22 protein-coding genes and 2 pseudogenes are annotated in these 23,643 nt (G+C 68.9%); 11 read left to right on the top strand and 13 right to left on the bottom strand.

Features of this window, described 5'->3' with window-relative positions; translation table 11 throughout:
* Window positions 1-193, bottom strand: a pseudogene (locus tag HMPREF0591_RS33235) (chitin-binding protein); the annotation flags it as partial.
* Between the two features lie 538 nt (window positions 194-731).
* On the opposite strand from HMPREF0591_RS33235, the gene HMPREF0591_RS22830 reads away from it, so the two are divergent.
* The 3 genes from HMPREF0591_RS22830 to HMPREF0591_RS22820 all read left to right on the top strand — a co-directional run bounded on the left by HMPREF0591_RS22830 (window position 732) and on the right by HMPREF0591_RS22820 (window position 3,983).
* Window positions 732-1,469, top strand: a complete 738-nt coding sequence (locus tag HMPREF0591_RS22830; RefSeq protein WP_007171047.1) for a VIT1/CCC1 transporter family protein — start codon at window positions 732-734, stop codon at window positions 1,467-1,469.
* A gap of 121 nt (window positions 1,470-1,590) precedes the next feature.
* Window positions 1,591-2,436: an acyl-CoA thioesterase domain-containing protein gene (locus HMPREF0591_RS22825; RefSeq protein WP_040623653.1), complete on the top strand. Its 846-nt coding sequence runs from the start codon at window positions 1,591-1,593 to the stop codon at window positions 2,434-2,436.
* The gene (locus HMPREF0591_RS22820; RefSeq protein WP_007171045.1) at window positions 2,433-3,983 is read left to right on the top strand and encodes a class I adenylate-forming enzyme family protein; all 1,551 of its coding nucleotides are present in this window, start codon (window positions 2,433-2,435) and stop codon (window positions 3,981-3,983) included. Before HMPREF0591_RS22825 ends, HMPREF0591_RS22820 begins: the two co-directional genes overlap by 4 nt.
* Before the next feature lie 8 nt (window positions 3,984-3,991).
* On the opposite strand, the gene HMPREF0591_RS22815 is transcribed toward HMPREF0591_RS22820, so the two are convergent.
* Window positions 3,992-4,609 (bottom strand): TIGR03085 family metal-binding protein, encoded by a 618-nt coding sequence (locus tag HMPREF0591_RS22815; RefSeq protein ID WP_007171044.1) that lies wholly within the window; start codon window positions 4,607-4,609, stop codon window positions 3,992-3,994.
* A 124-nt stretch (window positions 4,610-4,733) separates the two neighbouring features.
* Between HMPREF0591_RS22815 and htpG the strand changes: the two genes are divergently transcribed.
* Together htpG and HMPREF0591_RS22805 are read left to right on the top strand one after the other, a co-directional pair.
* Window positions 4,734-6,668, top strand: a complete 1,935-nt coding sequence (gene htpG, locus HMPREF0591_RS22810; RefSeq protein ID WP_040623753.1) for a molecular chaperone HtpG — start codon at window positions 4,734-4,736, stop codon at window positions 6,666-6,668.
* Between the two features lie 103 nt (window positions 6,669-6,771).
* Window positions 6,772-6,987, top strand: a complete 216-nt coding sequence (locus HMPREF0591_RS22805; protein WP_007171042.1) for a hypothetical protein — start codon at window positions 6,772-6,774, stop codon at window positions 6,985-6,987.
* An 18-nt stretch (window positions 6,988-7,005) separates the two neighbouring features.
* Here the strand turns inward: HMPREF0591_RS22805 and HMPREF0591_RS22800 are convergent, their stop codons facing one another.
* Window positions 7,006-7,488, bottom strand: a complete 483-nt coding sequence (locus HMPREF0591_RS22800; RefSeq protein WP_007171041.1) for a hypothetical protein — start codon at window positions 7,486-7,488, stop codon at window positions 7,006-7,008.
* 107 nt (window positions 7,489-7,595) lie between these two features.
* Between HMPREF0591_RS22800 and HMPREF0591_RS22795 the strand changes: the two genes are divergently transcribed.
* Complete coding sequence (locus HMPREF0591_RS22795; RefSeq protein ID WP_007171040.1) at window positions 7,596-8,621, top strand: TIGR03617 family F420-dependent LLM class oxidoreductase; 1,026 nt, start codon at window positions 7,596-7,598, stop codon at window positions 8,619-8,621.
* Here HMPREF0591_RS22795 and HMPREF0591_RS22790 read toward each other — a convergent pair.
* From HMPREF0591_RS22790 to HMPREF0591_RS22775, 4 genes are all read right to left on the bottom strand, one after another.
* A complete protein-coding gene (locus HMPREF0591_RS22790) occupies window positions 8,611-10,263 on the bottom strand; it encodes an Nramp family divalent metal transporter (RefSeq protein ID WP_040623752.1) in 1,653 nt (550 codons plus the stop codon). The genes HMPREF0591_RS22795 and HMPREF0591_RS22790 overlap by 11 nt on opposite strands.
* 29 nt (window positions 10,264-10,292) lie before the next feature.
* Complete coding sequence (locus HMPREF0591_RS22785) at window positions 10,293-11,618, bottom strand: magnesium transporter MgtE N-terminal domain-containing protein (RefSeq protein ID WP_040623750.1); 1,326 nt, start codon at window positions 11,616-11,618, stop codon at window positions 10,293-10,295.
* Between the two features lie 195 nt (window positions 11,619-11,813).
* On the bottom strand, window positions 11,814-12,563 hold the full coding sequence (locus HMPREF0591_RS22780) for a sensor domain-containing protein (RefSeq protein ID WP_007171037.1): 750 nt from the start codon (window positions 12,561-12,563) through the stop codon (window positions 11,814-11,816).
* 173 nt (window positions 12,564-12,736) lie between these two features.
* The gene (locus tag HMPREF0591_RS22775) at window positions 12,737-13,624 is read right to left on the bottom strand and encodes a DMT family transporter (RefSeq protein WP_007171036.1); all 888 of its coding nucleotides are present in this window, start codon (window positions 13,622-13,624) and stop codon (window positions 12,737-12,739) included.
* A gap of 91 nt (window positions 13,625-13,715) precedes the next feature.
* On the opposite strand from HMPREF0591_RS22775, the gene HMPREF0591_RS22770 reads away from it, so the two are divergent.
* Entirely contained in the window at window positions 13,716-14,303 is a 588-nt protein-coding gene (locus HMPREF0591_RS22770) for a TIGR03086 family metal-binding protein (protein ID WP_007171035.1), read from the top strand.
* A 60-nt stretch (window positions 14,304-14,363) separates the two neighbouring features.
* Here HMPREF0591_RS22770 and HMPREF0591_RS22765 read toward each other — a convergent pair whose 3' ends face one another.
* Together HMPREF0591_RS22765 and HMPREF0591_RS22760 are read right to left on the bottom strand one after the other, a co-directional pair.
* Window positions 14,364-14,756, bottom strand: coding sequence for a DoxX family protein (locus tag HMPREF0591_RS22765; RefSeq protein WP_007171034.1), 393 nt, complete (start codon window positions 14,754-14,756; stop codon window positions 14,364-14,366).
* A 30-nt stretch (window positions 14,757-14,786) separates the two neighbouring features.
* Window positions 14,787-15,917, bottom strand: coding sequence for an NDMA-dependent alcohol dehydrogenase (locus HMPREF0591_RS22760; protein ID WP_007171033.1), 1,131 nt, complete (start codon window positions 15,915-15,917; stop codon window positions 14,787-14,789).
* A 127-nt stretch (window positions 15,918-16,044) separates the two neighbouring features.
* Here HMPREF0591_RS22760 and HMPREF0591_RS22755 point away from each other — a divergent pair, with 127 nt between their 5' ends.
* A complete protein-coding gene (locus tag HMPREF0591_RS22755; RefSeq protein WP_007171032.1) occupies window positions 16,045-17,220 on the top strand; it encodes a thiolase family protein in 1,176 nt (391 codons plus the stop codon).
* Between the two features lie 23 nt (window positions 17,221-17,243).
* Here the strand turns inward: HMPREF0591_RS22755 and HMPREF0591_RS22750 are convergent, their stop codons facing one another.
* Window positions 17,244-17,798, bottom strand: a complete 555-nt coding sequence (locus HMPREF0591_RS22750) for a hypothetical protein (protein ID WP_170826150.1) — start codon at window positions 17,796-17,798, stop codon at window positions 17,244-17,246.
* Between the two features lie 164 nt (window positions 17,799-17,962).
* Between HMPREF0591_RS22750 and HMPREF0591_RS22745 the strand changes: the two genes are divergently transcribed.
* Window positions 17,963-18,706 (top strand): 3'(2'),5'-bisphosphate nucleotidase CysQ, encoded by a 744-nt coding sequence (locus HMPREF0591_RS22745; RefSeq protein ID WP_007171030.1) that lies wholly within the window; start codon window positions 17,963-17,965, stop codon window positions 18,704-18,706.
* Between the two features lie 137 nt (window positions 18,707-18,843).
* On the opposite strand, the gene HMPREF0591_RS22740 is transcribed toward HMPREF0591_RS22745, so the two are convergent.
* Window positions 18,844-19,752 (bottom strand): haloalkane dehalogenase, encoded by a 909-nt coding sequence (locus HMPREF0591_RS22740; protein WP_007171029.1) that lies wholly within the window; start codon window positions 19,750-19,752, stop codon window positions 18,844-18,846.
* Between the two features lie 114 nt (window positions 19,753-19,866).
* Between HMPREF0591_RS22740 and HMPREF0591_RS22735 the strand changes: the two genes are divergently transcribed.
* Window positions 19,867-20,595, top strand: a complete 729-nt coding sequence (locus tag HMPREF0591_RS22735) for a DUF2652 domain-containing protein (protein WP_007171028.1) — start codon at window positions 19,867-19,869, stop codon at window positions 20,593-20,595.
* On the opposite strand, the gene HMPREF0591_RS22730 is transcribed toward HMPREF0591_RS22735, so the two are convergent.
* Together HMPREF0591_RS22730 and HMPREF0591_RS22725 are read right to left on the bottom strand one after the other, a co-directional pair.
* Complete coding sequence (locus tag HMPREF0591_RS22730; protein ID WP_425270242.1) at window positions 20,592-21,743, bottom strand: MalY/PatB family protein; 1,152 nt, start codon at window positions 21,741-21,743, stop codon at window positions 20,592-20,594. The two genes, HMPREF0591_RS22735 and HMPREF0591_RS22730, sit on opposite strands and share 4 nt — an antisense overlap.
* 66 nt (window positions 21,744-21,809) lie before the next feature.
* A complete protein-coding gene (locus HMPREF0591_RS22725) occupies window positions 21,810-22,904 on the bottom strand; it encodes an NAD(P)H-dependent amine dehydrogenase family protein (protein WP_007171026.1) in 1,095 nt (364 codons plus the stop codon).
* Between the two features lie 152 nt (window positions 22,905-23,056).
* Here HMPREF0591_RS22725 and HMPREF0591_RS22720 point away from each other — a divergent pair.
* Window positions 23,057-23,605: pseudogene (locus HMPREF0591_RS22720) on the top strand (LLM class flavin-dependent oxidoreductase); the annotation flags it as partial.
* Window positions 23,606-23,643 lie beyond the last annotated feature (38 nt).

Raw genomic sequence — 23,643 nt, 5'->3', positions numbered from 1 at the left:
CGCCGGGTCCGCCCGGGTCACCGGGCGCGTTCGGCGGATGGATGCCCCCGGGCGCCGGCCCACCATGATTGCCGGCCGGCCCAGGCGGCGGCGCTCCGGGAGCGGCGTTGGCCGCACCGGCACCCACCCCCAGGGCGGCGGCGCTCAGTGCGCCGGCAACGGTTATCCCCCCGACAAGTTGCTTAAGTTTCATAGTCCTTCACCTGTCTAGCTACGAAGTGAATTCCTCAGAATCCCCCCTGACACAGACCGACCCTAGATAGCTTCCCTATGCAACGGCTGTGCGTGGACCAAGCACAACTTCTGGGACTCATCGACGCCGGCTTGACGTCGCGCACGGTGGACGGCCCGCGCGGGGACCCCGCGAGATATAAACCATTGCGATCCGCGTCGGCGTGTCGTCGCAAGGGTTTATGTGTCGCGAACCGGCGCGTGGCCCACGCATACGCAGCCACCGTCGACCAGGCGCCGCGTGGATCAGGCACAGGGCCACGAAGACATGCGGGTTGACGTCGCGCACGGTGGACGGCCCGCGCGGGGATCCCGCGAGATATAAACGGTTGCGATCCGCGTCGGCGTGTCGTCGCAAGGGTTTATGTGTCGTGCCCAAGGCGCGTGGCCCACGCATACGCAGCCACCGTCGACCAGGCGCCCACGCAGCCACGCGAACCGCAAAGGAAGGCCCTCGGCCGCTTTGGCAAGGCTATGTTTCCTAGTCGGGCGCGTTTCTGATGTATATCGTTGCCGCCGTGTCGAGTCGGTCGCATCCGCATCCGTCCGAGCCGCATGTGGGCTCGGTGTCGTCGAAACTGAACTGGCTGCGTGCCGGCGTCCTGGGCGCGAACGACGGAATCGTGTCCACGGCGGGCATTGTGGTGGGCGTTGCGGCGGCGACGGTCGAGCGCGCCCCGGTGCTGACCGCCGGCACCGCCGGACTGGTCGCCGGAGCGGTGTCGATGGCGCTGGGCGAATACGTCTCGGTCAGCACCCAGCGTGACACCGAGAAGGCGCTGCTGCACAAGGAGCGCCAGGAACTGCGCGACGATCCGGCCGCCGAATTGGACGAGCTCGCCGCCCTCTACGAGGGGAAGGGCCTGACCGCGGCGACCGCCCGCACCGTCGCCGAGGAACTCACCGACCACAATCCGCTCCTCGCCCACGCCGAGGTCGAACTCGGCATCAACCCCGAGGAGCTCACCAACCCGTGGCAGGCGGCGTCGTCGTCGGCGCTGTCGTTCGCCGTCGGCGCGCTGTTGCCGCTGGTCGCGATCCTGCTGCCGCCCGCGGCGTGGCGAATCCCGGTCACCGTGGTGGCGGTGCTCGTCGCGCTGGTGATCACCGGGGCGGTGTCGGCCGGCTTGGGCGGGGCGCCCAAGGGTCGCGCCGTGCTCCGCAACGTCATCGGGGGCGGTCTCGCGCTGTCGATCACCTACGTGATCGGCCACCTGGTGGGTACGGCCATCGCTTAGCCTGCTCGGCCGGCGAATCGGCCTGAGACGGGCGACCCGTTGAGACTGCAACGCAAACCGTAATATCTACTGTTGCCATCCTCATACGAGGGATTCCAATCTCTGGGCGGAGCGTCACGCATTGACCGAAACGAATGTTGTGCCGGATGACGTTGATGCAGCGGCGCAGACGCCGTACTTCCGGCGCGACGAAAGCCGTTTCGTGCCAAATTCGATCGCCCGCGGCGGGTGGGGGCCGTCGCTCAGCGGGCACGTGGTCGGCGGGCTGCTGGGCTGGGCGGTGGAACGCGCGGTCGACGACCCGGACCTGCAACCCGCCCGGCTGACCGTCGACCTTCCCGCGCCCGTCGCGCTGGAACCCATCGAAGCGCACACCACCGTGCACCACGACCGTCGGCGGCTACGGCTGGTCGAGTCCGTCCTCACCCAGCGAGGCACCCCGGTCGCGCGGGGGAGTGCGCTGTTCCTGCGCCGCGGGGCCCAGCCGGAAGGGCAGGTGTGGTCGCCGACCCTGCAGCTGCCGCCGCTGCCCACCGAGGACGGCGCCCAACCCACGCTGTTCATGCGCACCTACGGCTGGGGCACCGAACTGCAGAACCGCGACCCCGACTGGGCCGACACCTCCGGACCGAAATACACCTGGCTGCACGAGACACGCTCGCTCATCGACGGGGAACCCCTCAGCGCCTTCGTCCGCGCGGCCATGGCGGCCGATATCACTGCCTCCCTTGCTAATTGGGGCACCAGCGGCCTGCAGTTCATCAATGCCGACTACACGCTCACGCTGAGCCGGCTGCCGGAAGGACCCCACATCGGGATGGCCGCCCTGACGCATTACAGCCATGACGGGGTGGCCACCGGGTCGGCCGTGCTCGCTGACCGCAAGGGCCCCATCGGCAGCGGTGTCTCGGTCGCCATCGCGCACTCCGGATTCCGCCCGACGCTGGTCAATCCGGCGACCGAATGACCAGCGGAGGCGACGTCACCTACTGGACGTTGATCGCCCGCGCGGCGCAGGCGGCCTCGCCGCGGCCGCTGCTCGCCGACGACAAGGGGCGCAGCCTGACCGCACCGCAGTTCCACGACGCCGCCTGCGCTACGGCCGCCGCGTTCGCCGAAGCCGGGGTGCGCGCGGGGACTGTCGTGTCGTGGCAGCTACCGACCACGCTCGAAACCATGGTCGTCATGGCGGCACTGGCCCGGCTTGGGGCCGTGCAGAACCCGATCATCCCGATCCTGCGAGAACACGAGGTCGGCTTCATCACCGCGCAATTGTCCTCGGAATACCTTGTGGTACCCGAAGTCTGGCGCGGATTCGAACACGGCGATCTGGCGCGGACGCTGGCCGCGGCCGGGGGTTTCCAGGTCATGACCGTCGACTTGACCACCCCGCCGTCGGGCGGCGAGCTTCGGCTGCCCAGCGCCCGCGCCGACCGTCTCGCGCCGCCGCCGGATTGCGCACACGATGCGCGGTGGATCTACTACTCCTCGGGAACGACCGCGGCGCCCAAAGGGATTCGCCACACCGACGCCTCGGTGATCGCCGGCGCGACGGGACTGGTCGGCACGATCGGCATCACCGGCGACGACGTCGATCCCATCGCCTTTCCGGTCGCCCACATCGGCGGGGCGGTCATGCTGGCCGCCGCGCTGCAGACCGGCATGCGGTTGGCGCTGTTCGAGGTGTTCGACCCGGCGACGACGCCGTATGCCATCGCGGCGCACAACCCGACGTTCCTCGGCACGGCGACCCCGTTTTTCGTCGGCTTCCTCGAAGCGCAGCGGGCCCACGGCGAGCGGCCGCTGTTCCCCTTCCTGCGCGGCTGCCTGGCCGGCGGCGCGCCCATCACCCCCGAACTGGGCCGCCAAATCCGCGAAGCCTTCGGTCTGCCCGGCATCGCCAACGCCTGGGGGCTCACCGAATTTCCCGTCGCGGCCTCGCCGACGCTCACCGCCGCGCCCGAGGCGCTCGACCACACCGTCGGCGCACCGACACCGGGCGTCAGCGTCCGGGTCATCGGCGGCGACGAAGCCGAGCTGCCCGCCGGGCAGGAAGGCGAGCTGCGGCTCAAGGGACCGCAATGCTTTCTCGGCTACGCCGACGCCGCGCTCGACGCCGACGCGTTCGACGAGGACGGTTGGCTCCGCACCGGCGATCTCGGGTTCGTCGACGGGGACGGCAACGTCCGCGTGACCGGTCGCATCAAGGACGCGATCATCCGCAACGCCGAGAACGTGTCCGCGCTGGAAGTCGAGAATGTGCTGGCCGCCCACCCCGCGGTCGCCGACGTCGCGGTCATCGGCGTGCCCGACCCGCGCACCGGGGAGCGGGTGTGCGCGGTGGTGGTGCCCGCGCCGGCCGCCGACGTTTCGCTGGAATCGCTGGTGCGGCACTGCCGTTCGCGCGGCCTGAGCCGCTACAAACATCCCGAGCGACTGGTGATCGTCGATGTGTTGCCGCGCAACCAGTTCGGCAAGGTCGTCAAGAAAGACCTGCGCGAGGCCTTCGGTTGAAGCCCGGGCTACAGCCCCTTGGGTGCCTCGCGGACGGCCTGCACCGCCGACGCGTCGCCGTCGAACTCGACCCGCGCGGCTCGCCCGACCGCGAACAGCAGCAGCTCCTCCGGCGGGCCGGTCACGGTGACGGCCGGGCCACTTCCGGCGGTCAGCAGCGTCTTGCCCTCCGGGGTGCGCAGCGCCACCCGGCCCGGCACCTTGGCGAGCGTGAGCCGGGCCATCAGCGGCAGGGTGCGCCGCAGTCTGGCGCTCAGCTCGTGATCGAGCGTGCGCGGCTGCCAGCCCGGCTGGGCGCGGCGCACGTCCTCGTGGTGGATGAACATCTCGGCGACGTTGGCCACCGGGTCGAGCAGCTTGAACGGTGAGTACATCGGCGGGCCGGACGCGACCTTGTCCACCAGCTCACCCCACTCGGTCTCGGCCGTCCGGTCCTGCACCTTCTGGGTGTGCGAGGCGAAGAACGGGATCAGGATGCCGGGGGCGGCGTCGGGGCGGTACTCCCGGATCACCAGGTGGGCGGCCAGGTCGCGCGTCGTCCAGCCTTCGCAGAGGGTGGGCGCATCGGGTCCGACGCCGCGCAGGGTGTCGACGAGGGCGGCACGTTCGCGTTGAGCAACCGACATCCGTTCAGCGTACGGCCCGGCGTGATCGCTACGGGCGAACCCCCGGGCGCGGACGCTTCGCGGCTCGGTAAATTTGAAACGTCAATGTCCCGTGGGGACCTGGGAAGAGACGTAGGGAATGTCGATGAACGCGCGTGTCGAGCAGTTGGAGTTCCAGGCGGAGGCCCGACAGCTGCTGGACCTGATGGTCCACTCCGTCTACTCCAACAAGGATTCGTTTCTGCGGGAGCTGATCTCGAACGCTTCCGACGCACTGGACAAGCTTCGGCTCGAGGCCTTCCGCAACAAAGAGCTCGACGTCGACACCTCCGACCTCCACATCGAGATCGACGTCGACAAAGACGCACGGACGCTGACCATCCGCGACAACGGCATCGGCATGACCCGTGCCGAGGTGGTCAACCTGATCGGCACGCTGGCCAAGTCGGGCACCGCCGAGCTGCGCCAGCAGTTACGCGAGGCCAAGGACGCCAAGAACGAGGCCGCCTCGGAGGAGCTGATCGGTCAGTTCGGCATCGGTTTCTACTCGAGCTTCATGGTCGCCGACAAGGTCGAACTGCTCACCCGCAAGGCCGGCGAGAGCGAAGCCACCAGGTGGGAATCGAGCGGCGAGGGCACCTACACGATCGAAGCCGTCGACAGCGCCCCGCAGGGCACGTCGGTCACCCTGCACCTCAAGCCCGAGGACGCCGAGGACGAGCTGCACGACTACACCTCGGAATGGAAGATCCGCGGCCTGGTCAAGAAGTACTCCGACTTCATCGCCTGGCCGATCCGCATGGAGGTCGAACGCCGCCAACCTCCCACGGAGGAGGGCGGCGAGGAGACGGTCACCATCGAGACCGAGACCCTCAACTCGATGAAGGCGCTGTGGGCCAGGCCCAAGGACGAGGTCTCCGACGAGGAGTACAAGGAGTTCTACAAGCACATCGCGCACGCCTGGGACGACCCCCTGGAAATCATCGCGATGAAGGCCGAGGGCACCTTCGAATACCAGGCACTGCTGTTCATTCCGTCCCACGCGCCGTTCGACCTGTTCAACCGCGACGCCCAGACCGGGATTCAGCTCTACGTCAAGCGGGTGTTCATCATGGGCGACTGCGACCAGCTCATGCCCGAATATTTGCGGTTCGTCAAGGGTGTCGTTGACGCACAGGACATGTCGCTCAACGTGTCACGCGAAATCCTGCAGCAGGACCGGCAGATCAACGCCATCCGGCGCCGGCTGACCAAGAAGGTGCTGTCCACGATCAAGGACATCCAGTCCGAGCGGCCCGACGACTACCGGACCTTCTGGACCCAGTTCGGCAGGGTCGTCAAAGAGGGACTGTTGTCCGACTTCGACAACCGGGAGACCCTGCTGCAGATCTCCTCCTTCGCCTCGACGCACAGCGAGGAGGAGGCCACCACCCTCGCCGAATACGTGCAGCGCATGAAGGAGGGCCAGGAGCAGATCTATTTCGCCACGGGGGAGACCCGGCAACAGATCTTGAAGTCGCCGCACCTGGAGGCCTTCAAAGCCAAGGGCTACGAGGTCTTGCTGCTCACCGACCCGGTCGACGAGGTCTGGGTGGGCACCGTCACCGAGTTCGACGGCAAACCGCTGCAGTCGGTCGCCAAGGGCGAGGTGGACCTCGGCGCCGAGGGCGACGAGAGCCAGGCCGAGCGCGAGGAGCAGCAGAAGGAGTTCGCCGACCTGCTGACCTGGCTGAAGGAGACGTTGAGCGAGCACGTCAAGGAGGTACGGCTCTCCACCCGCCTGACGGACTCGCCGGCCTGCCTGATCACCGACGCCTTCGGAATCACCCCCGCGCTCGCACGGCTCTACCGCGCCTCGGGACAGGAGGTCCCGGTCGGCAAGCGGATCCTCGAGCTCAATCCGAATCACCCGCTGGTCACCGGCCTGCGGCAGGCGCAACATGACCGCAGCGACGACGCCTCACTCGCCGAGACGGCCGAATTACTCTATGGCACGGCGCTTCTCGCTGAAGGCGGCGCGCTGGACGATCCGGCGAGGTTCGCCGAGCTGCTGGCCGACCGGTTGGCCCGCACCGTCTGACCTTGGATTTGCCAGGTTTGCGCCAGCGGGATTCGCTGTCGGCGTTGCCCGTAATTGGACGATTAGCGCGATTGAAAAGCCGCTGGCAGGGATAATCACACCCATGGCTGAGTTTCGCGTCATCGACCCACGCGGGCGGGTCGTCGCGACCAAGGATTTTGCCAGCGCGGAGTCCGCTCACGCATGGTTCATCCATTCGATCGGCGGCAACACCGACCTGGGCTGGCGCATGGAAGTCAACGACGACGGCCAGTGGGCGCACTTCGACGACACCCAGGGCTTCACCGCCCCGGTGAGCCAGCGCCACCAGAAGCGCTGACGGTCGCCGGGTCCGCCGTCAGCCGCCCGGACCGATCACAAAGCAACGGCCGCTGCCGCTGACGAAAAAAACCTCTTGCACCGCGGACGCACCCACGTTGGGGAATGCGAAGCGGTGCACCTGTTGGCCGGCCTCGATGTCGGCGTCCCGGGATTCGTTGGTGCCGTCCTTCTTGCGCACCAACGCCGTGACCCTGTCCGGCTTGTTGGGGCCCTGCGGGTCACGGAAGTACCACACCTCGATCCCGGCGCCCGAGTTGTCGGCGCGCCACCCGTCGGCGTAGTAGCACGCCGGATTTCCCTCGGCGTCCGGCGGCGGTGGCGGGCATATCGACAACCCGATGCAGGCCGGGGCGCTGGTGCTGGTCGGCAACGCCGGCGGGGCGCTGGCACTCGCGGACGGTGCGGGTGGAGCTGTCGTCGTCGCGGGAGCGGCTTGGGCCACGGGTGCCACCGCAACCCCTGCGGCGGTTGCTCCGGCGATGAGCAATCCACGAAGCATGTTGGGGATCCTCCCGTTTACGAAGCATGATCGGTTGCTGATGACTCATCAGCTAACACCGTGACACGCTCGCCGAGCAAGAGGGAGCCCCACGTAGGCTCCGAGGAATGCACGTCGACGCGATGACGGTCCCGCAGCCGCTGCAAAAGATCGGCGACCTCGCCCGCCGAACGCAATCCGCGGGGTTCTCCGGCTTGTTGTTCACGGAAACGGGCCGCACGGCCTACCTCAACGCCGCCGTGGCGTCGCAGGCCGCTCCCGGGCTCGAGCTGTCCACGGGAGTGGCGGTCGCCTTTCCGCGCAGCCCCTTCGTCACGGCCGCGACGGCCTGGGAGCTGCAGGAAGCGACGGGCGGGAACTTCCGGCTGGGCCTGGGTACCCAGGTGCGCACCCACGTTGTCCGGCGCTACGGCGTGGCTTTCGAGCGGCCCGGCCCTCGGCTGCGCGACTACCTGTTCGCCGTGAAGGCCTGCTTCGCCGCGTTCCGATCCGGGACGCTCGAGCATCACGGCGACTTCTACGACCTCGACTTCATCACGCCGCAGTGGAGCCCGGGGCCGATCGAGGCGCCCGATCCGAAAGTCGATATCGCGGCGGTCAATCCGTGGATGCTGCGGATGGCGGGTGAAGTGGCCGACGGGGTGCACGTGCATCCGATCGGTGAGCCGGGCTACATCGCCCGCCACGTGCTGCCCAACATCGCCGAGGGAGCCGCCAAGGCGGGACGTTCGCCGTCGGACCTCGCGGTGATCGTGCCGGTGATGACCATCGTCGGCGACAGCGACGAAGAGCGCGACAGGCAACGGGAAGCGGTGCGGGCCAGCATGGCCTTCTACGGCAGCACGCCCAACTACGCGTTCATCTGGGACCAGGCAGGGTTCGAGGGCACGACCGCGCGCATCCGTGAGAAGCAGAAGGCCGGGGACTTCGCCGGCATGGCGGCCCAGGTGAGCGACGACCACGTCGCCGCCTTCGCCACCGAGTCGACGTGGGGCGGGTTGGCCGACGCGCTGATCGACAAATACGCCGGAAAGGCCACGCGGCTGGTGCTTTACAACGCCGTGGGGGATCCCGAGAATTTCGAGCGGTACGGCGAGGTGGCCCGCCGGATACGGCAAGCCGTCAGTGGCTGAGCTGTATCGCCTTGACCACCAATAGCAGTGCGCCGACGACCAGGTAGGCGCGCAGCGCGATCATGCCGAGCCGGGTGCCCGGTGACCAGACGACGGGCTCCAGCAGGGTCAGCGGGGGCATGCGCCAGGTGTTGCGGTCGACCCCGCGGGCCGGCAGTCGGGGGCCGGCCGCCGCCGGCTGGCGGCGGGCCATCCAACGCAGCACCGGTATGGCCGCCACCACCACTACGACTAGGGCGCCGGCGAGGTAACCGGCCACCGCCACGACGTTGAGGTCGCGGAACAGCGTGGTGGCCATCAGGATCCCGGACAGCACGAGCAGCGTGCCGACGATCACCCCGGCGACCCAGTTGAGCCAGGGACGATTGACCCACGGCCCCAGCACTTCCCGGTCGTTGCACAGCAGCAGCAGAAAGACGCTGGCGCTGGGCAACAGGAGGCCGGCCAGGGCCTGGACGGCCGTGGTGATCAGGCCCAGCGGGGCGCCGGGGATGAGGACGATGGCCGCGGCCACCGCCACCATCGCGGTGTAGGACAGGTAAAACTGCTTGGCATCGGCGAATCCGCGGTGCAGCGAGTGCTTCAGGCCGAACACGTCACCGAAAGCGTAGCTGGTGGCCAGGGTCACCGCGGCCGCGCCGATGATCGAGGCGTCCATCAGCACGATCGCGAAGATCCAGCCCAGCGCCCCCCGGTGCTCGCCGAGCAGGTGGGCCGTGGCGCCCGCGTCGGTGAAGCCGCCGACCGTGTTGGTGGAGCGCGCCGCCCATTCGCCGGTCATCACCAGCGCGGCGGCGCCGATCACCACGACGAAGGCGCCCAGCACGGTGTCGGCGCGCTCGTAACCGATGAAACGCGGGGTGATGCGCTTGTCGACGACGTTGGACTGCTGGAAGAACAGCTGCCAGGGCGCCACGGTGGTGCCGACGATCGCGATGACGAGCAGCACCGCGTCGGAGCTCACCCCACCCGAAATCCGGGGTATCACGAAGGATTTCGCCGCCTGTCCCCACTGCGGATGGGACATCAGCAGCATCGGTATCTGCAGCAAGGTGACGGCGATGAAGACGAACATGGCGCGCTCCCAGCGCCGAAAGCTCCCGCTCGCCATGATCGCGATCAGCGCGACCGCCGAGACCGGCACCACGACGTATTTAGAGACGCCGATGTACTGGGCGGCCAGGGTGATGCCGATGAACTCGGTCACGATCGTCAAGAAGTTGAGCAGGAACAGGTCGCCGACCGAAAACCAGCCCCAGCCGCGGCCGAAGCGTTCGTTGATCAGCCGCGCGTGGCCGACGCCGGTGACCGCCCCGAGCCGGACCACCATCTCCTGGTTGACGATGAGCACCGGCACCAGCAGCACCAGGACCCACAGCAGCGAGTAGCCGTAGTTCTGCCCGGCCTGGGCATAGGTGGCGACCCCGCCGGCGTCGTTGTCGCCGACCATCACGATGATTCCGGGACCGACGATCGCCAGCAAGGTCAGCAACCGGGTCTTCCAGGTGCGGGCGTGCTCGGTTTCGCCGACGCTGATGCGCCCGAATGCGCCCTCGATGTCACCCAGGTGCGCGCTGTCGAGCACCGCGCTGCGTCCGGGCGCGACGGGTTCGCCGGTGCCGACTTCGACCGCGGCCGCCACCGGCCGGCCGGTCTCTTCACGGGCCGGCGTCACAGCGCGTTACCTCCCGGCATACGCGCGGTGTGGTCACCGGGTTCGGCGACTTCGCGCACCGGACGCGGCGCGGGTTCGCGCCGACGCCAGTCCTCGGGGATGGTCGCCTCGAGCACGTCGTCGACGGTGACCACCCCCAGCACGCGGTCTTGGTCGTCGACGACCGGGATGGAGTACAGGTTGAAGTCGGCCATCAAGAGGGCGACGTCGGTCAGGTCGGCGTCGGCGGTGACCCGCACCGGGTCCGAATCCATCAGTCGCTCAAGGGTTTCACCGCCGTGGGCCTGCAACAGCGTGATCACCGAGGCCACGCCGTCGAGTCGTCTTTCCGCGTCGAGAACGTGCACCTTGATGAGCGCCTCGGGCTGTATGGTGCTGGCCGTCGTGATCAGCTGCAGTGCTTCGGCCGCCGTCGTGGTGGCCGCGCAGGCAACGAAGTCGACGTTCATCAGCCCGCCGGCGCTTTCGGGGTTGAACCCCATCAGGGTGATGACCTTGGTGCGCTGCGGGGCGGGCATGAGCTCCAGCACCCGCCGGCGGCGCGACTGGCGCAGGTCGGCGATCGCGTCGGCCGCGTCGTCGGCCCGCATCCGGCCCAGCAGCGCGGCGACCTCGTGGTCGGGCATGCCGTCGAGGAGCCGGCTGGCCTTCTCCGGCTCCAGTTCCTCGAACACGTCGGCTTCCAGCTCCGGGTCGCTGCGCACCCGGTCGAGGATCTCGCCGCCCTCGGCCTTGTCCGCCTCCTCGAGGAGGTCGGCGATCTCGGCGGCCTTGAATTCGCCGAACCGGTCCGACAGGCGGCGCACGGCATCGGAGCGCGCGTCGCCGATCAACGGCTCGAATGCCTTCCAATCGCGGGCCGCGTGCCCGCCGGACTGCTTGATCAGCCCGAACAACCGTGGCGGCCGCCGGGTGTCCACGCGCGTGAGCATCCATCCGGCGCCGGTGTCTTCCAGCTCCACGTCGTAGGCGCGGATGAGCTCCACGTTCGCGACGTCGATCAACCGGTGGCCCAACACGTCGGCGCGCAACAACACCTCGCCGTTGCGGCGTTCGAAGCCGCGAAGGTCGATCTTGTTCTTGGTCAACAGGACTCGGTCCGCGGCGTACTCGTCGATGGATTTGTCGCCGATGAACACCCGCCGCCCGCCGACCCCGGCGACGATCCCGGTCACCAATGGGTAGTCGTCGGCGCCCCGCAGCCGCACGATGACGTCCTCGACCCGGCCGACGGTTTCCCCGGCGCGGGCCAGCACCGGTGCGCGCAGCAACTGCGAGAGGTGAATCACCGGCCGTTCCGCCGCCGTCTCCGATGCGCTCATCCGTTCCTCCTCGGCACCCGGCGACCACCTTTCGAGCAACTGCACGAAACCATGTCGCGACATCGTGTGCAGCTACGGCTTACCGCCAGCATCGGTGGTGGCGCAAGTGTCGGCGCTTGACCGGGCTCGGCCGCAAGATCGTACGCCGCGGCGGCGGCGCGGAGCCACCGCCGATCGGTGAACGTCCGGTGGTGTTTACTTGCCGACCTTGCCGGCGATCTGGTTGGCGATGCTGACTCCGAGGTCCCCGACGTCCCTGCGGCACGCGTCGACGTCGATCACGACGTTGTTGCGGACGGTCAGCGCGCGCTGACACGGCATGGAGACGTTCCCGCCGCTTCCGTTAATAGTCAGGTTCACGGTGGTGCTGAGAATTCCGTTGGCGTTGTCGACCTGACCCACCTTCCACTGCAGTTCCGGGTGGTTGCTGTCGGCCGGAGCGGTGTCCAGGCGATTGGCGCACGCCGGCCAGCGCTGGGACGAGGTGTTGAAAAACGCGTTCGCCTGGTCGGGCGCGGGGAACAGCACGACAAACTGATACACCTCAGGGCTTTCCCGATTGTTTCCACCCGGGGGAGCGGGCGCAAGGTCGTGGTAGCCGTATACCGCGGTGTACCCGCTGTCGGCGTAGACGGGTGCCAGGGCCGCGTGGAGGGCGTACTTGCATTCGGCGGGAAGCGTGTAGTCGCTGCGCGTGGCCGTGTCTTCCTCCAGGGCGGTTTTCGGCGGGTCGCTGTAGGTTCCCGTGACGCCGAGCGCGGTGTCCAGCTCGGTCGGGCTGAGCATGAGGTTGGCCAGCTGGTCCTTTGTCAGCGGGCCTTTCGGCGAGGCCGTGGTGGCGGTGGTGGACGACGAGGCGGTGCCGCCCCCGTCGTTGTGGGCGCAGCCGGAGATCAGTATTCCGGCGGAGGCGGCAACGGCGACTGCGGTTTTCAGCTGGCGCATGTCGAGGACCTTTCTGCTCGAGTCCCCTCCCGAGCGTTTCGCGCACCCCCAGCGCGCCGTCTGTTCAGAAGTTATTGCTGAACGCAGCCTACGACAGCACGCCATGAGGTTTGCGCGAATTCGCCTGCGTCGGTCCGGATGCGACGGCGCAGCGAGCCGGCTCGCGCATCCGATCAGGTTGGCACCGCGGGCCTTTCGTCGGCCGGCGGGGCGGAGGTCGCCTGGCTGTGGGCCAGCGCCACCGTCGCCGCCGCCATCACCGCGACCGAGAATCCGAGTGCCACCAGGCCGGCGCCGTTGGTCCGCAGGGTCTCGCCCAGCACCGTGACACCGAGCACCGATCCGACGACGGGCTCGGCGACGGTCACCGCCGGCAGCGACGCGGTGAGCGGTCCCGCCCGGAACGCCGACTGCTCCCAGGCCGTGGCCGCGATCGCCACCACCACCCACACGTACACCTCGGGGATGCGCAGCAGAGCCGGGATGCCGCGGTCGAGCTGGTCGACCACGCCCTTGGTCAACACCGCAAACAATCCCCACAGCGAGCCGGACATCAGGCCGAGCAACAATGCGGCCACCGCACCCGGGAACATGCGCGCGCCGATCACGCACAGCACCAGCGCCGGGCCCATGATCAACGCCACGACGGTCCACGTCTGCAGCGACCCGCGCGGCGTCCCTTCCTGGGGGTCACCGACCGTGACCACCACCGCCACCGCGGCCGCCAGCAGCACGGCCCAAATGGCTTGCCGGACCGTGATTCTGCGATGGTTCGCCCGCGCGCTGATGAGCAACGCGAACAGCAACGACGTCACCAGCAGCGCCTGCACCAGCACCACCGAACCGAAGCCCAGCGCCGCCGCCTGGAACCCGAACCCGGCGCCGGCCACCAGGCTGCCCGTCCACCATTGGCGATCGCGCAGCAGCCGGCGAAACAGGGCGAGGGTGCCGACCGGTTTGTCGGTGACCTGCTGGGCGGATCGCTGCTGGATGACGTCCCCGATCCCGACCATCAGGGCGGCCGCGACCGCGAGAAGCGCTGCGATATCCGTTCTGCCCACGCGGACCTCCCGTGTGACCGGCGTTGCGACCTAGACTTCTGGACGGTACGCGACCGGCTCGCGAGAGGGCGTTTCGAGGAGATCCCACGCGATGAATGACACCAACTCCCGGATCGGCGTGCTGGCCACCGAGGCGATCGATCTGCTGATCGACGCCGTCGACCGGATCGCGCCGGCCAGCTGGGACCGACCCTCCGACCTCGAGGGGTGGAGCCTGCGCGATCTGGTGGGTCACGTCACGGGCAGCGCGGCGAAAGTCGTGACCCTCGTGGAGGACGGCGAACTATGGGACCGGCCCTCGCAGCCCGCGGACTGGGCCTGCGACGACCCGGCGGCGCGGCTTCGCGAGCTGGCGGCCCGGCTCGACGACGCCCTGCCGGGCGCCGACCTCGACGCGATGCGCGTATCGCCGGAAGGCGAGGTCCCGTTGCGCCGCGCGCTGGCCTATCCGGTTTCCGACCTGGCCATGCACGCCTGGGATATCCATCGGTCCCAGGGGCGGTTGATCGAGCTGCCGGCCGACCTGCTGGGGCTGTGCCGCGCACTGATCGATTCGGTGCCCGAGCAGCTGCTGCGCCGGCCCGGCGGTTTCGGGCCGGCCCGGCCCGCGCCGCAGGATGCGACGCCGACCGCCCGGCTCATGGCCTTCCTCGGGCGGTCGGTCGACGTCGGCGGATGACTTCGCCTGGCGCGCAACGGATCGCGAGAAGGGTCACGCCGCGTGACGAAGATGCGGGCGTCAGCTGTTGCGGCTGATCTTGAGGGCCGTCGTGATCATCGGGATCTGCAGCGGCAGCCGGGCCAGGGCGGCGATCCGCATCGGCCAGGGCTTGTTCCACCACAGCCGGCACATGTTGACGTTCGCCGGGAACACGCCGACGAACAGGGCGGCCGCCGCCAGCGCGGCCGGCCTGCGGGTGCGTCGGGGCAGCATCGCCGCCCCCACGCCCACCTCGGCCACTCCAGACGCGTAGGTGTAGAACCGCGCACTTCCCGGCAGCTCGGCGGGAACGATCGTGTCGAACGGTTGGGGCACCACGAAGTGCAGCGTCCCCACGCCGAGCAGCATCGCCGCGACTCGATAAGCGGCCAGTTCTGTGGCGTCACGCACGGCGATTGGTCCGGTTGTCATGGACCCATTGTGTCCTGAGTTCCGAAACCCTCACGCGCGGTCGGCGTCGGTGTAGCGAATGATGCCGCGGACGTTGCGGCCCTCGAGCATGTCGCCATAGCCGTCGTTGATCTGTTCGAGGGCGTACTCCCGCGTCACCATGTCGTCGAGGTTGAGCTGGCCCAGCTTGTACAGCTCGAGGATGGCCGGAATGTCGTGTTGCGGGTTTCCGCCGCCAAACAGGCTGCCCCGCAGGCTCTTCTGCAGCAGCGTCAACCCGGCCAGGTTCAGCGTGACGTCGGTGGCCAGCACGTCGCCCATCGCCGTCAGGACGCAGGTGCCGCCCTTGGCGGTCAACCCCAGCCACGCCTCGACCTCGCTGCCTTCGCAGTGGCCTACCGTCACAATCACCTTGGGGCACATCGTTCCCCACGTCGCCGCCGCGATCGCGTCGGCGGCGCCGGCCACGTCCGCGAAAGCTTCGGTCGCGCCGAACCTCAGCGCCCGTTCGCGTTGCGATTCGAACGGGTCGATCGCGAAGATGCGGCGCGCTCCGGCTAGCCGTGCTCCCTGGATCGCGGCGACACCGACCCCGCCGACACCGATGACCGCTACGTCGTCGCCGGGCCCGACCGCCGCGCTGCGCACCGCCGACCCGTAGCCCGTGGTCACGCCGCAACCCACCAAACAGGCCACCTCGAAGGGGATGCCCGGATTGACTTTGACCACCGAGGTCTGGTGCACCACCACGTACGGCGCGAAGGTCCCCAGCAGCGACATGGGAATGACGTCGTGTCCCTTGGCCGTCACCCGAAACGAACCGTCGCTGACCGATGCGCCCGACAGCAGCCCCATGCCCAGGTCGCACAGGTTGCGCAAGCCCACCTGGCACGGCGTGCATTTGCCGCAGGAGGGGATGAACGACATGACCACGTGATCGCCCACGGCCAGGTCCTGGACGCCCGCACCGACCTCGGTGACGATCCCGGCGCCCTCGTGGCCGCCCAGCACCGGGTAACTCGGGATCGGGAAGTCGCCGGTCAGCAGGTGATGATCGGAGTGGCACAGACCGGCCGTCTCCAGTTGAACGGTCACCTCGCCCCGGCGCGGCTCGCCGATCTCGATCTCGTCGATGCTCCACGGCTGGTTCCGTTCCCACACCAAGGCGCCTTTGGTTTTCAACGCATGGCCTCCGTCGCGTAGCCCATTACTATTGCCCATACGGTATTTGATACGATTCGCGTCGCGGCGTCTGACCGCTCATCCACCCGCGCTGCCGACCGCAGCCAGACCGTTCGAGGTTGAGAACATGGCCACACCCGTCATCGTCGGAGCGGTTCGGACGGCGATCGGCCGCTCCTTCAAGGGCACGCTCGTCAACACGCCGCCCGAGACGCTGATCACTACGGTGCTTCCGGAGGTGGTGCGCAGGTCCGGCGTCGACCCGACCGCCATCGACGACATCATCTTCGCCGAATCGCATTACGGCGGTGGCGATTTGGCGAGGTACGCGGCGACGGCCACGGGTATGGAGGACATCCCCGGCCAGTCGGTGAACCGGCACTGCGCGGGCAGCCTGACCGCCATCGGCAACGCCGCCGCCCAGATCGGCTCCGGGATGGAGCGCGTGCTCATCGCCGGCGGCGTGCAGTCGCTGTCGATGACGCCGCTGACCAACTGGCGCATCCCCGGCCCCGAGCTGAAGTTCCAGGAGCAGTGGATGCCGCCGACGCACGTGGAGACGCCCGATGCGCCCAGTCGGGACATGTCGATCACCGTGGGCTGGAACACGGCGCAGGCGGTGGGCATCAGCCGGGAGGAAATGGACGCGTGGGCCGCGCGGTCGCACCAGCGCGCGATCGCGGCCATGGATGCCGGCAAGTTCGTCGACGAGATCGTCCCGCTCAAGATCACCCAGCTCGACGGGTCGGTCACCGAGTTCTGCGTGGACGAGCATCCCCGGCGGGACACCACCGTCGAGAAGCTGGCCGCGCTCAAGGTGCTGCACCCCGAGATCGAGGGCTTCTCGATCACGGCGGGCAACAGCAGCGGCACCAACGACGCGGCCGCGGCGGTGGCCCTCGTCGACCGCGAGTACGCCGCCGCCGAGAACCTCAACGTCATGGGGACGGTCCGGGCCTGGGCCGCCGCGGGCGTGCCGCCCCGGGACACCGGGCTGGGAGCCGTCAAGGTCATCGGCAAGGTGCTGCAGCGGGCCGGCCTATCGGTCGGCGACGTGGCGCTGTGGGAGATCAACGAGGCGTTCGCCTCCGTGCCGATCGCGGCGTGCCGGGAGTACGGCATCGACGAGGAGAAGGTGAACTTCTCCGGGAGCGGCTGCAGCCTCGGCCACCCCATCGCGGCGTCGGGTGCCCGCATGGTCACCACGCTCGCCTACGAGCTGGCGCGCCGGGGCGGTGGCATCGGGGTGGCGGCCATGTGTGCCGGCGGCGGCCAGGGCGGCGCCGTGGTGATCGAGGTCTAGCTGTATCCGTTTAGCGGCGATCCCTAGTTGCAGTAGGTGTAGCCGATGAATTGGGTGCCGCGCGTGTCGCCGCTCGAGTAGTTGGCGAAGTGCACGGCCGGCTGCCCGTTGTATTGGGTGTTCATCTTCTGCACGGTGGGCGGGGGGACGCCTTTCGGGAAGGCCAGGACCATGTCGGCGAAGATCTGCAGGCCGGCCTGGCAGATGGCCTCGCGTCGCGGCGGCTGCGGGTTCCACGCGTGCACGACCACCGGTTCGGTGAGCTGATACCCCGCCGCGCAGTTCGGATCGCACACCTTGAACACCGCCGTGCCGGCCCCGTCGGCGCCCTGCGGACCCCACGAGCTCCACGACATGTCTTGCAGCGCAACGGCGACGCTCGCGCAGCCCAGCACGTTGAGCCGCTTCGGGCGCTCGACCGGCGGGACGGACAGGTTGTAGCAACCGGGGATGGCAAAGCTCTGCGGTGGTGGCGGCTGGGCGGCGGGGGAACCGGCGCCCCGGTTGCCCTCGGCCAGCTTCAGCCCGACGACCGCGAGCACGCCGCCGACCGCGAGTGCCGAGACGATGCCGACCAGGATCAGCCGCCCCCGTGGAATGCGTCGCAACCGGCTCAAGAAAGGAACGTCGCCCCCGCTCACGATGACCAGATTACGGCCGCCGCCTGTTCCTCGGGGGGTGTGCCCACCGGCGTGTGCTTCACAGGGTAAAGTTGGTCAACACTGCCAACTTAAGGGATGTGATGGCCTTGCAGCTGACTGATGACCACGAACTGGCCGCGCGGTTGGCCACCGACGCCGGGCGCCTGTTGCTCACGGTCCGGGACGAGTTCGCCGGCGCGGACGCGAGCGAGCGGAAAGCCGCAGGCGACAAGCGATCCCACGACTTCTTGATGGCGGCACTCGCCGAGGAGCGACCCGACGACGCGGTGCTGTCCGAGGAGGGCGTCGACGATCCGGTCCGGTTGCGCGCCCAGCGGGTGTGGATCGTCGATCCGCTCGACGGGACGCGGGAATTCTCCGAGCTGGGCCGCGACGACTGGGCCGTGCACGTCGCGCTGTGGGAGGCCGGTGAGCTGGTCGCCGGCGCGGTGGCGTTGCCGGCGCAGGGCATCACCCTGGCCACCCCCGACGTCGCCGCGCCGCCCGCGGCGCCGGGCAAGCCGCGCATCGTGGTCTCGCGCACCCGGCCGCCCGCCATCGCGCTGTCCGTCCGCGACGCCCTCGACGGCGTGCTGGTGGAAATGGGCTCGGCCGGCGCCAAGGTGGCCTCGGTCATCCAGGGGGTGTCCGACGTGTACGTGCACGCCGGCGGTCAATTCGAATGGGACTCGGCCGCCCCGGTGGCCGTGGCCCGGGCCGCCGGTCTGCACACGTCGCGCATCGACGGCTCCCCGCTGGCCTACAACCAGCCGGACCCGAAGCTGCCGGACTTGGTGGTGTGCCGGCCGGAGTTGGCCGAGGCCGTGCTGGCCGTGACGCGCTGAGCTCGCCCGCCTCGGTCGAACCGCCTGAGAGTGTAAGTGCCACAACCGAATTCGGTCCGGGTCGAGATCGAAGTTGGCGTGAACGGCGCGCCGAGAGCGAGCTACATGCGGGCGCCGATTTCGGCGCCCCAGGGCCGTCAGCTTCGCAGCGCCTGCTGCCAGGACAGGATGCGTTCGGCCAGTTCGGGTCCGGCGTCTTCCTGGATGAAGTGGCTGGCGTGAATGCGGGCGTGCGGCTGGCCGGCGGCGCCGGGGACGTGCTTGATCAAAGGCCGATCCGCCTGCCCGAGGATGGGGTCGCGGGCCCCGAAGATCGCCAGGAAAGGCTTCTCCCATTGGCCCAGAACCTTCCACGCGGCCCTGTTGGCCGGGACCGCCGGATCGTCCGGCGAGGTCGGCACCAGTTGCGGGAAGGCGCGGGCCCCGGCCTGATACGTCTTGTCGGGAAACGGTGCGTCGTACCCGGCCCGCACCCTGGCGGACACGCGGCGCACCGTTCCCGCGGCGACGATGCGGCCGGCCGGCAGCACGGGGGAGTAGCGCGCGAACGCCCGCCAGGCGTAGAAGGCGGGAGGGGTGCGCCGCTCCGCGGTGGGCAGGAAACCGTTCGCCACCACCAGGCGCGCGATGCGGTCGCCCCGTTCGGCGGCGATGCGCAATCCGATCAGGGAACCCCAGTCCTGCACGAACAGCGTCACGTCCTTGAGATTGAGGCGCTCGAACCAGGAGGTCACCCAGTCGACGTGCCGCTGGTAGGTGTAATCCTCCATCCGGCCGGGCTTGTCCGAGCGGCCGAAGCCGATCAGGTCGGGCGCGAGCACGCGGTTCCCGGCGTCTGCCAGCGGCTGGATCATCGTCCGGTAGAGATAGCTCCAGGTGGGCTCCCCGTGCAGCAGCACGATCGGCGGCCCGTCGGCCGGGCCCTCGTCGAGAAAGTGCATGCGCAGCGGCTGGGTGTCGCTTGCCGCGACGTCGAGGTAGTTCGCTACGAACGGATAGCCCTCCAGGTTTTCGAATCGGGAATCCGGGGTTCGCAGCACATGCATATTCAGCTCCTCCGATTGGCGGGCGCCTCTGCTAGCCTCTCGCGACAACGCGTGTTCGTCTAGGGGGAGATTTCCTTGGGCCAGGCGTCGTGCGGACATTAAACTGGTCTGCTCATGGCGATTCGGCGCGCGGTCCTGGTCATTGCCGACATCAGCGGCTACACCCACTACATGCAGTGGAACCGCACCCACCTGGCCCATGCCCAATTGACGGTGGCGGGGCTGCTGGAGTCGGTGATCGATTCCGGCAGAGGCCTGAAGCTGGCCAAGCTGGAGGGCGACGCCGCATTCTTCTGGGCGCCCGACGGCGACGCCAAAGTGCTCGTGTGTGACCGGCTGTCCCGCATGCGCGAGGCGTTCATCGCGCGGCGGGAGCGCTTCAAGAAGGACCTCGCGTGCGAGTGCGCGAGTTGCGCCCAACTGGACAACCTGTCCCTGAAATTCGTCGTACACCAGGGAGAGGTGGCCGAGCAACGGGTGAAGCGTCACGTCGAGCTCGCCGGCTACGACGTCATCGTGGTGCACCGGATGCTGAAAAACACGGTGCCCGTCATCGAATACGTGCTGATGACCGATCCCGTCGCGGCGTGCCTCGACGAGCCGGTGCGCTCGCTGTGCAAACCGCTGACGCACGTCTTCGACGACATCGGCGAAACGTCGACGCACTACCTCGACCTCGCGACGTCGCAGGTTTCGCTGGCGCCGCCCGAGTACAGCTTCCTTCGCCGGCTCGGGGCGACGGCCAAGCTGGAGCTGAGCTCGCTGCCGTTCGTGCTGGGGTTCAAGCAACCCGCCCAGGGCTTCCGCAACCTGGGTCGCGGTGCCAAGGAGATCCCCGCCTAGCGCGCGTTGCCGGGATCGGCGAGCGCGCGGCCCATCCGGGACACGGCCTCGGTGAGAATGGCCCGCGACGTCGCGAAGTTCAGCCGGACGTGCCCCGCGCCGCCGGTTCCGAAGACGTGACCCGAACTGAGCGCCACCCGGGCGTGGTCGAGGAACCACCGGGCGGGCCCGGACAGGTCGGAGACCACCGCGAGGCCCGCGGCGGCCTCCTCTTCCAGGCCGAGCCCCCGGCAATCGAGCCACGCGAGGTAAGTCCCTTGCGGCCATTGATATTTCACCCCCGGCAGGTGCTCGGCGACCAGATCGCCGAGCAGTGTCCGGTTGTCCTCCAGGCCTTGCAGGAGGGCGTCCAGCCACGCGCCCCCGCTGCGGAAGGCCTCGGCGTGGGCGATGACGCCGAGGTGGCTCGGCCCGTGGCTGACCTCCTCCGGCATGCGGTGCAGGTCCGCGACCGCCTCCGTCCCGGCGATCGCCAGGGCGGCCTTGAGTCCGGACAGGTTCCAGGCCTTCGACGCGGACGTCAGCGCGAAGGCGTTCTCCGCGCCGGGCACGGTCAGGAACGGGGTGAAACGCGCCCCCGGCAGGACGACGGGCGCGTGAATCTCGTCCGACACCACCCGGACGCCCGACCGGCGGGCGAGCTCGGCGACGCCGCGCAACTCCTCGGCGGTGTGCACCGACCCCGTCGGATTGTGCGGATTGCACAATAGGTACGCGACCTTGCCGCCCCCGGCGCCCGCACGCGCGAACGCTTCTGCCAAGGCGGCCAAGTCGATTCGGCCGTCGGCGTCCAGCGGGGCCTCGACGATCCGGCGGCCGTCGTGCGTGACGAAGGCGTAGAACGGGGCGTACACGGGCGGGTTGACCACGACCGCGTCGCCGCGGTCGGTGACCAGACGCAACAGCTCGACGGCGCCGAGCATGACGTCGGGAACGATCGCGGTGCGCCCGACAGCCAGGTCATGCCATTGCCAACGCCGCGCGGCGAATTCGCCGACCGCCTCGGCGAAGGCGGTGCCGCACGGGTAGCCGGTGTCGCCGAGGTCGATGGCGCGGCGGAGCGCGTCGGCCACCGTGGGCGCCAGCCGCACGTCCATCTCCGCAACCCACAGCGGCAAGACGGCGGCCGGATGCGCGCGCCATTTCATGCTGGTGCGCAGCCGCAACTGCTGCAGCGTGAGTTCCTCGAGTGGGTTAACCGTCACCCGGGCAGATTATGCGACGAACGCGTGCTTGGGGATCGTCAGTGGCAGGTCGACGGAGCTCAGCAGCCCGGGTTCTGCCGCAACGACATACGGCACGGCGTTGACGACGCGCATCGCGGTGGCGACCATCGCGCCGGCGCCCGAGGTCATTCCGCCCACCCCGGCCTTGCGCGGATCCTTCAGCGTCGCCGCCAAGGTGCAGTCGATGTCCGGGTCGCCGCTGATCATCACCCGATAGGACAAGTCGCCGATCCCCGTCGGCCAGTCCGGGGCGACGTCGTGGGCGAGCCGGGTGACGTGCTCGATGACGATCGCCTCCCGGCCGTCGACCACGCCGATCGCCCGCATGCGCAACGCCCCGCAGGTTCCGGCCTCGACGGTGCCCATGGCGACCTCGAGCGTCCGGTTGGTGACCGCGCGGTCGAAGAATTCGCGGACCTCCTGGATTTCGACGCCGAGCGCGTCGGCGACCAACCGGATCTGGCCCTGCCATTCGCCGGCGATCGCGCCGGGGAAGCCAATCCAGGGCTGGTAGTCGAGCGGCCGGCCGAAACCCAGCGCGTCGCTCATGATGTCGGGGACGCCGTAGTCGTCGTACAGGCCGATCTCGAACGCATGGATCTTCTCGATGGACGACGACTGGGTGGACAGCACCAGCGGCAGGTAGTCGGCGGCGAAGCCGGGCTCGATCCCCGACGCGTACAGCGACACCTGGCCCAGCTTGGCCGCGGCGACCAGCTGGTCGCGCCACTCCGCCGGTTCGTAGGCGTGCGGGTTGACCAGTCGGGTGGTGCTGGTCGTGACGACGTTGATGCCGGACTCGAGCAGCCTGGCGTAATCCGGGATGGCCAGCGCGTCGCGTTCGGGTCCGCTGGCGGCATAGATGACGCAGTCGGGCTTCAGCGCGATCAGTGCGTCCGCGTCGGTGGTGGCTTTCAGGCCGATTGGTTCGCCGCCGGCGAGCTCGCCGGCGTCCCTGCCGTCCTTCTCCGGGGAGTGCACCCACACGCCGACCAGTTCCAGATCGGGGCGGTGCTGGATAGTGCGGATGGCGATCGACCCGATGCCGCCCGTCGCCCACACCGCCACGCGATGAGCCGTCATCTTGGTCCTCCTCAGGTGCGGGCGCGTCGCGATGAAACCCGTGGCGGCCGTGGCTCTTACGTCGCAAGCTAACAGCCGCTCGTCAGCGCGGTCAAGAGGTTAAGAAAGCGCACACTATCTTATCGAACAAATTTTAGGTTATGGTGCTGCTGGTGTTCACCCTCAGGTTCGACATGCGCGCTCCGGGTTGGGCCGGGCCGACGGCCGATCTGTACGCCGCGGCGATCGACATGTGCGCGTGGGCCGAAAACCGGGGTGCCGTGCTGGCGGTCCTCTCCGAGCACCACGGCACCGACGACGGTCACCTGCCCGCGCCGCTGACGTTGGCCTCCGCGATCGCGGCCAGGACGCGCACGTTGGCGATCCTGCTTGCCGCGGTGCCGATCCCGTTGTGGGATCCGGTCCGGCTCGCCGAAGAGATGAGTGTGCTCGACCTGATCAGCGGGGGACGGGTGTCGTATGCGTTCGGCGTCGGGCACCGGCGCGAGGAGTATGACCACTTCGGCGTCGACATGGGCGTCCGGGGCCGCCTGGCCGACGAGATGCTGGCGGTGCTCGGGCGGCTGGTGCGCGGTGAGACCGTCGAATATCGCGGCCGCACAATCCGTGTCACTCCGGCGTGTGGCTCGCCCGGCGGGCCGATGATGCTGGTCGCCGGCGGCAGCAAGGCCGCGGCCCGACGTGCGGGGCGCCCGGGACTGCTGAGCTCGCTGGACATCCCCACCACGCTGCCGCTTTA

The organism is Mycobacterium parascrofulaceum ATCC BAA-614 (genome assembly GCF_000164135.1).
Classification (GTDB): domain Bacteria; phylum Actinomycetota; class Actinomycetes; order Mycobacteriales; family Mycobacteriaceae; genus Mycobacterium; species Mycobacterium parascrofulaceum.
This window is presented reverse-complemented; position numbering and strand designations above follow the sequence as displayed.

Coding starts and splice junctions, on each gene's coding strand:
- HMPREF0591_RS22830 (WP_007171047.1), top strand. CDS start 732: ATGTATATCGTTGCCGCCGTGTCGAGTCGGTCGCATCCGCATCCGTCC.
- HMPREF0591_RS22820 (WP_007171045.1), top strand. CDS start 2,433: ATGACCAGCGGAGGCGACGTCACCTACTGGACGTTGATCGCCCGCGCG.
- HMPREF0591_RS22815 (WP_007171044.1), bottom strand. CDS start 4,609: ATGTCGGTTGCTCAACGCGAACGTGCCGCCCTCGTCGACACCCTGCGC.
- htpG (WP_040623753.1), top strand. CDS start 4,734: ATGAACGCGCGTGTCGAGCAGTTGGAGTTCCAGGCGGAGGCCCGACAG.
- HMPREF0591_RS22805 (WP_007171042.1), top strand. CDS start 6,772: ATGGCTGAGTTTCGCGTCATCGACCCACGCGGGCGGGTCGTCGCGACC.
- HMPREF0591_RS22800 (WP_007171041.1), bottom strand. CDS start 7,488: ATGCTTCGTGGATTGCTCATCGCCGGAGCAACCGCCGCAGGGGTTGCG.
- HMPREF0591_RS22795 (WP_007171040.1), top strand. CDS start 7,596: ATGCACGTCGACGCGATGACGGTCCCGCAGCCGCTGCAAAAGATCGGC.
- HMPREF0591_RS22785 (WP_040623750.1), bottom strand. CDS start 11,618: ATGAGCGCATCGGAGACGGCGGCGGAACGGCCGGTGATTCACCTCTCG.
- HMPREF0591_RS22780 (WP_007171037.1), bottom strand. CDS start 12,563: ATGCGCCAGCTGAAAACCGCAGTCGCCGTTGCCGCCTCCGCCGGAATA.
- HMPREF0591_RS22770 (WP_007171035.1), top strand. CDS start 13,716: ATGAATGACACCAACTCCCGGATCGGCGTGCTGGCCACCGAGGCGATC.
- HMPREF0591_RS22765 (WP_007171034.1), bottom strand. CDS start 14,756: ATGACAACCGGACCAATCGCCGTGCGTGACGCCACAGAACTGGCCGCT.
- HMPREF0591_RS22755 (WP_007171032.1), top strand. CDS start 16,045: ATGGCCACACCCGTCATCGTCGGAGCGGTTCGGACGGCGATCGGCCGC.
- HMPREF0591_RS22745 (WP_007171030.1), top strand. CDS start 17,963: ATGGCCTTGCAGCTGACTGATGACCACGAACTGGCCGCGCGGTTGGCC.
- HMPREF0591_RS22740 (WP_007171029.1), bottom strand. CDS start 19,752: ATGCATGTGCTGCGAACCCCGGATTCCCGATTCGAAAACCTGGAGGGC.
- HMPREF0591_RS22735 (WP_007171028.1), top strand. CDS start 19,867: ATGGCGATTCGGCGCGCGGTCCTGGTCATTGCCGACATCAGCGGCTAC.
- HMPREF0591_RS22730 (WP_425270242.1), bottom strand. CDS start 21,743: ATGAAATGGCGCGCGCATCCGGCCGCCGTCTTGCCGCTGTGGGTTGCG.
- HMPREF0591_RS22725 (WP_007171026.1), bottom strand. CDS start 22,904: ATGACGGCTCATCGCGTGGCGGTGTGGGCGACGGGCGGCATCGGGTCG.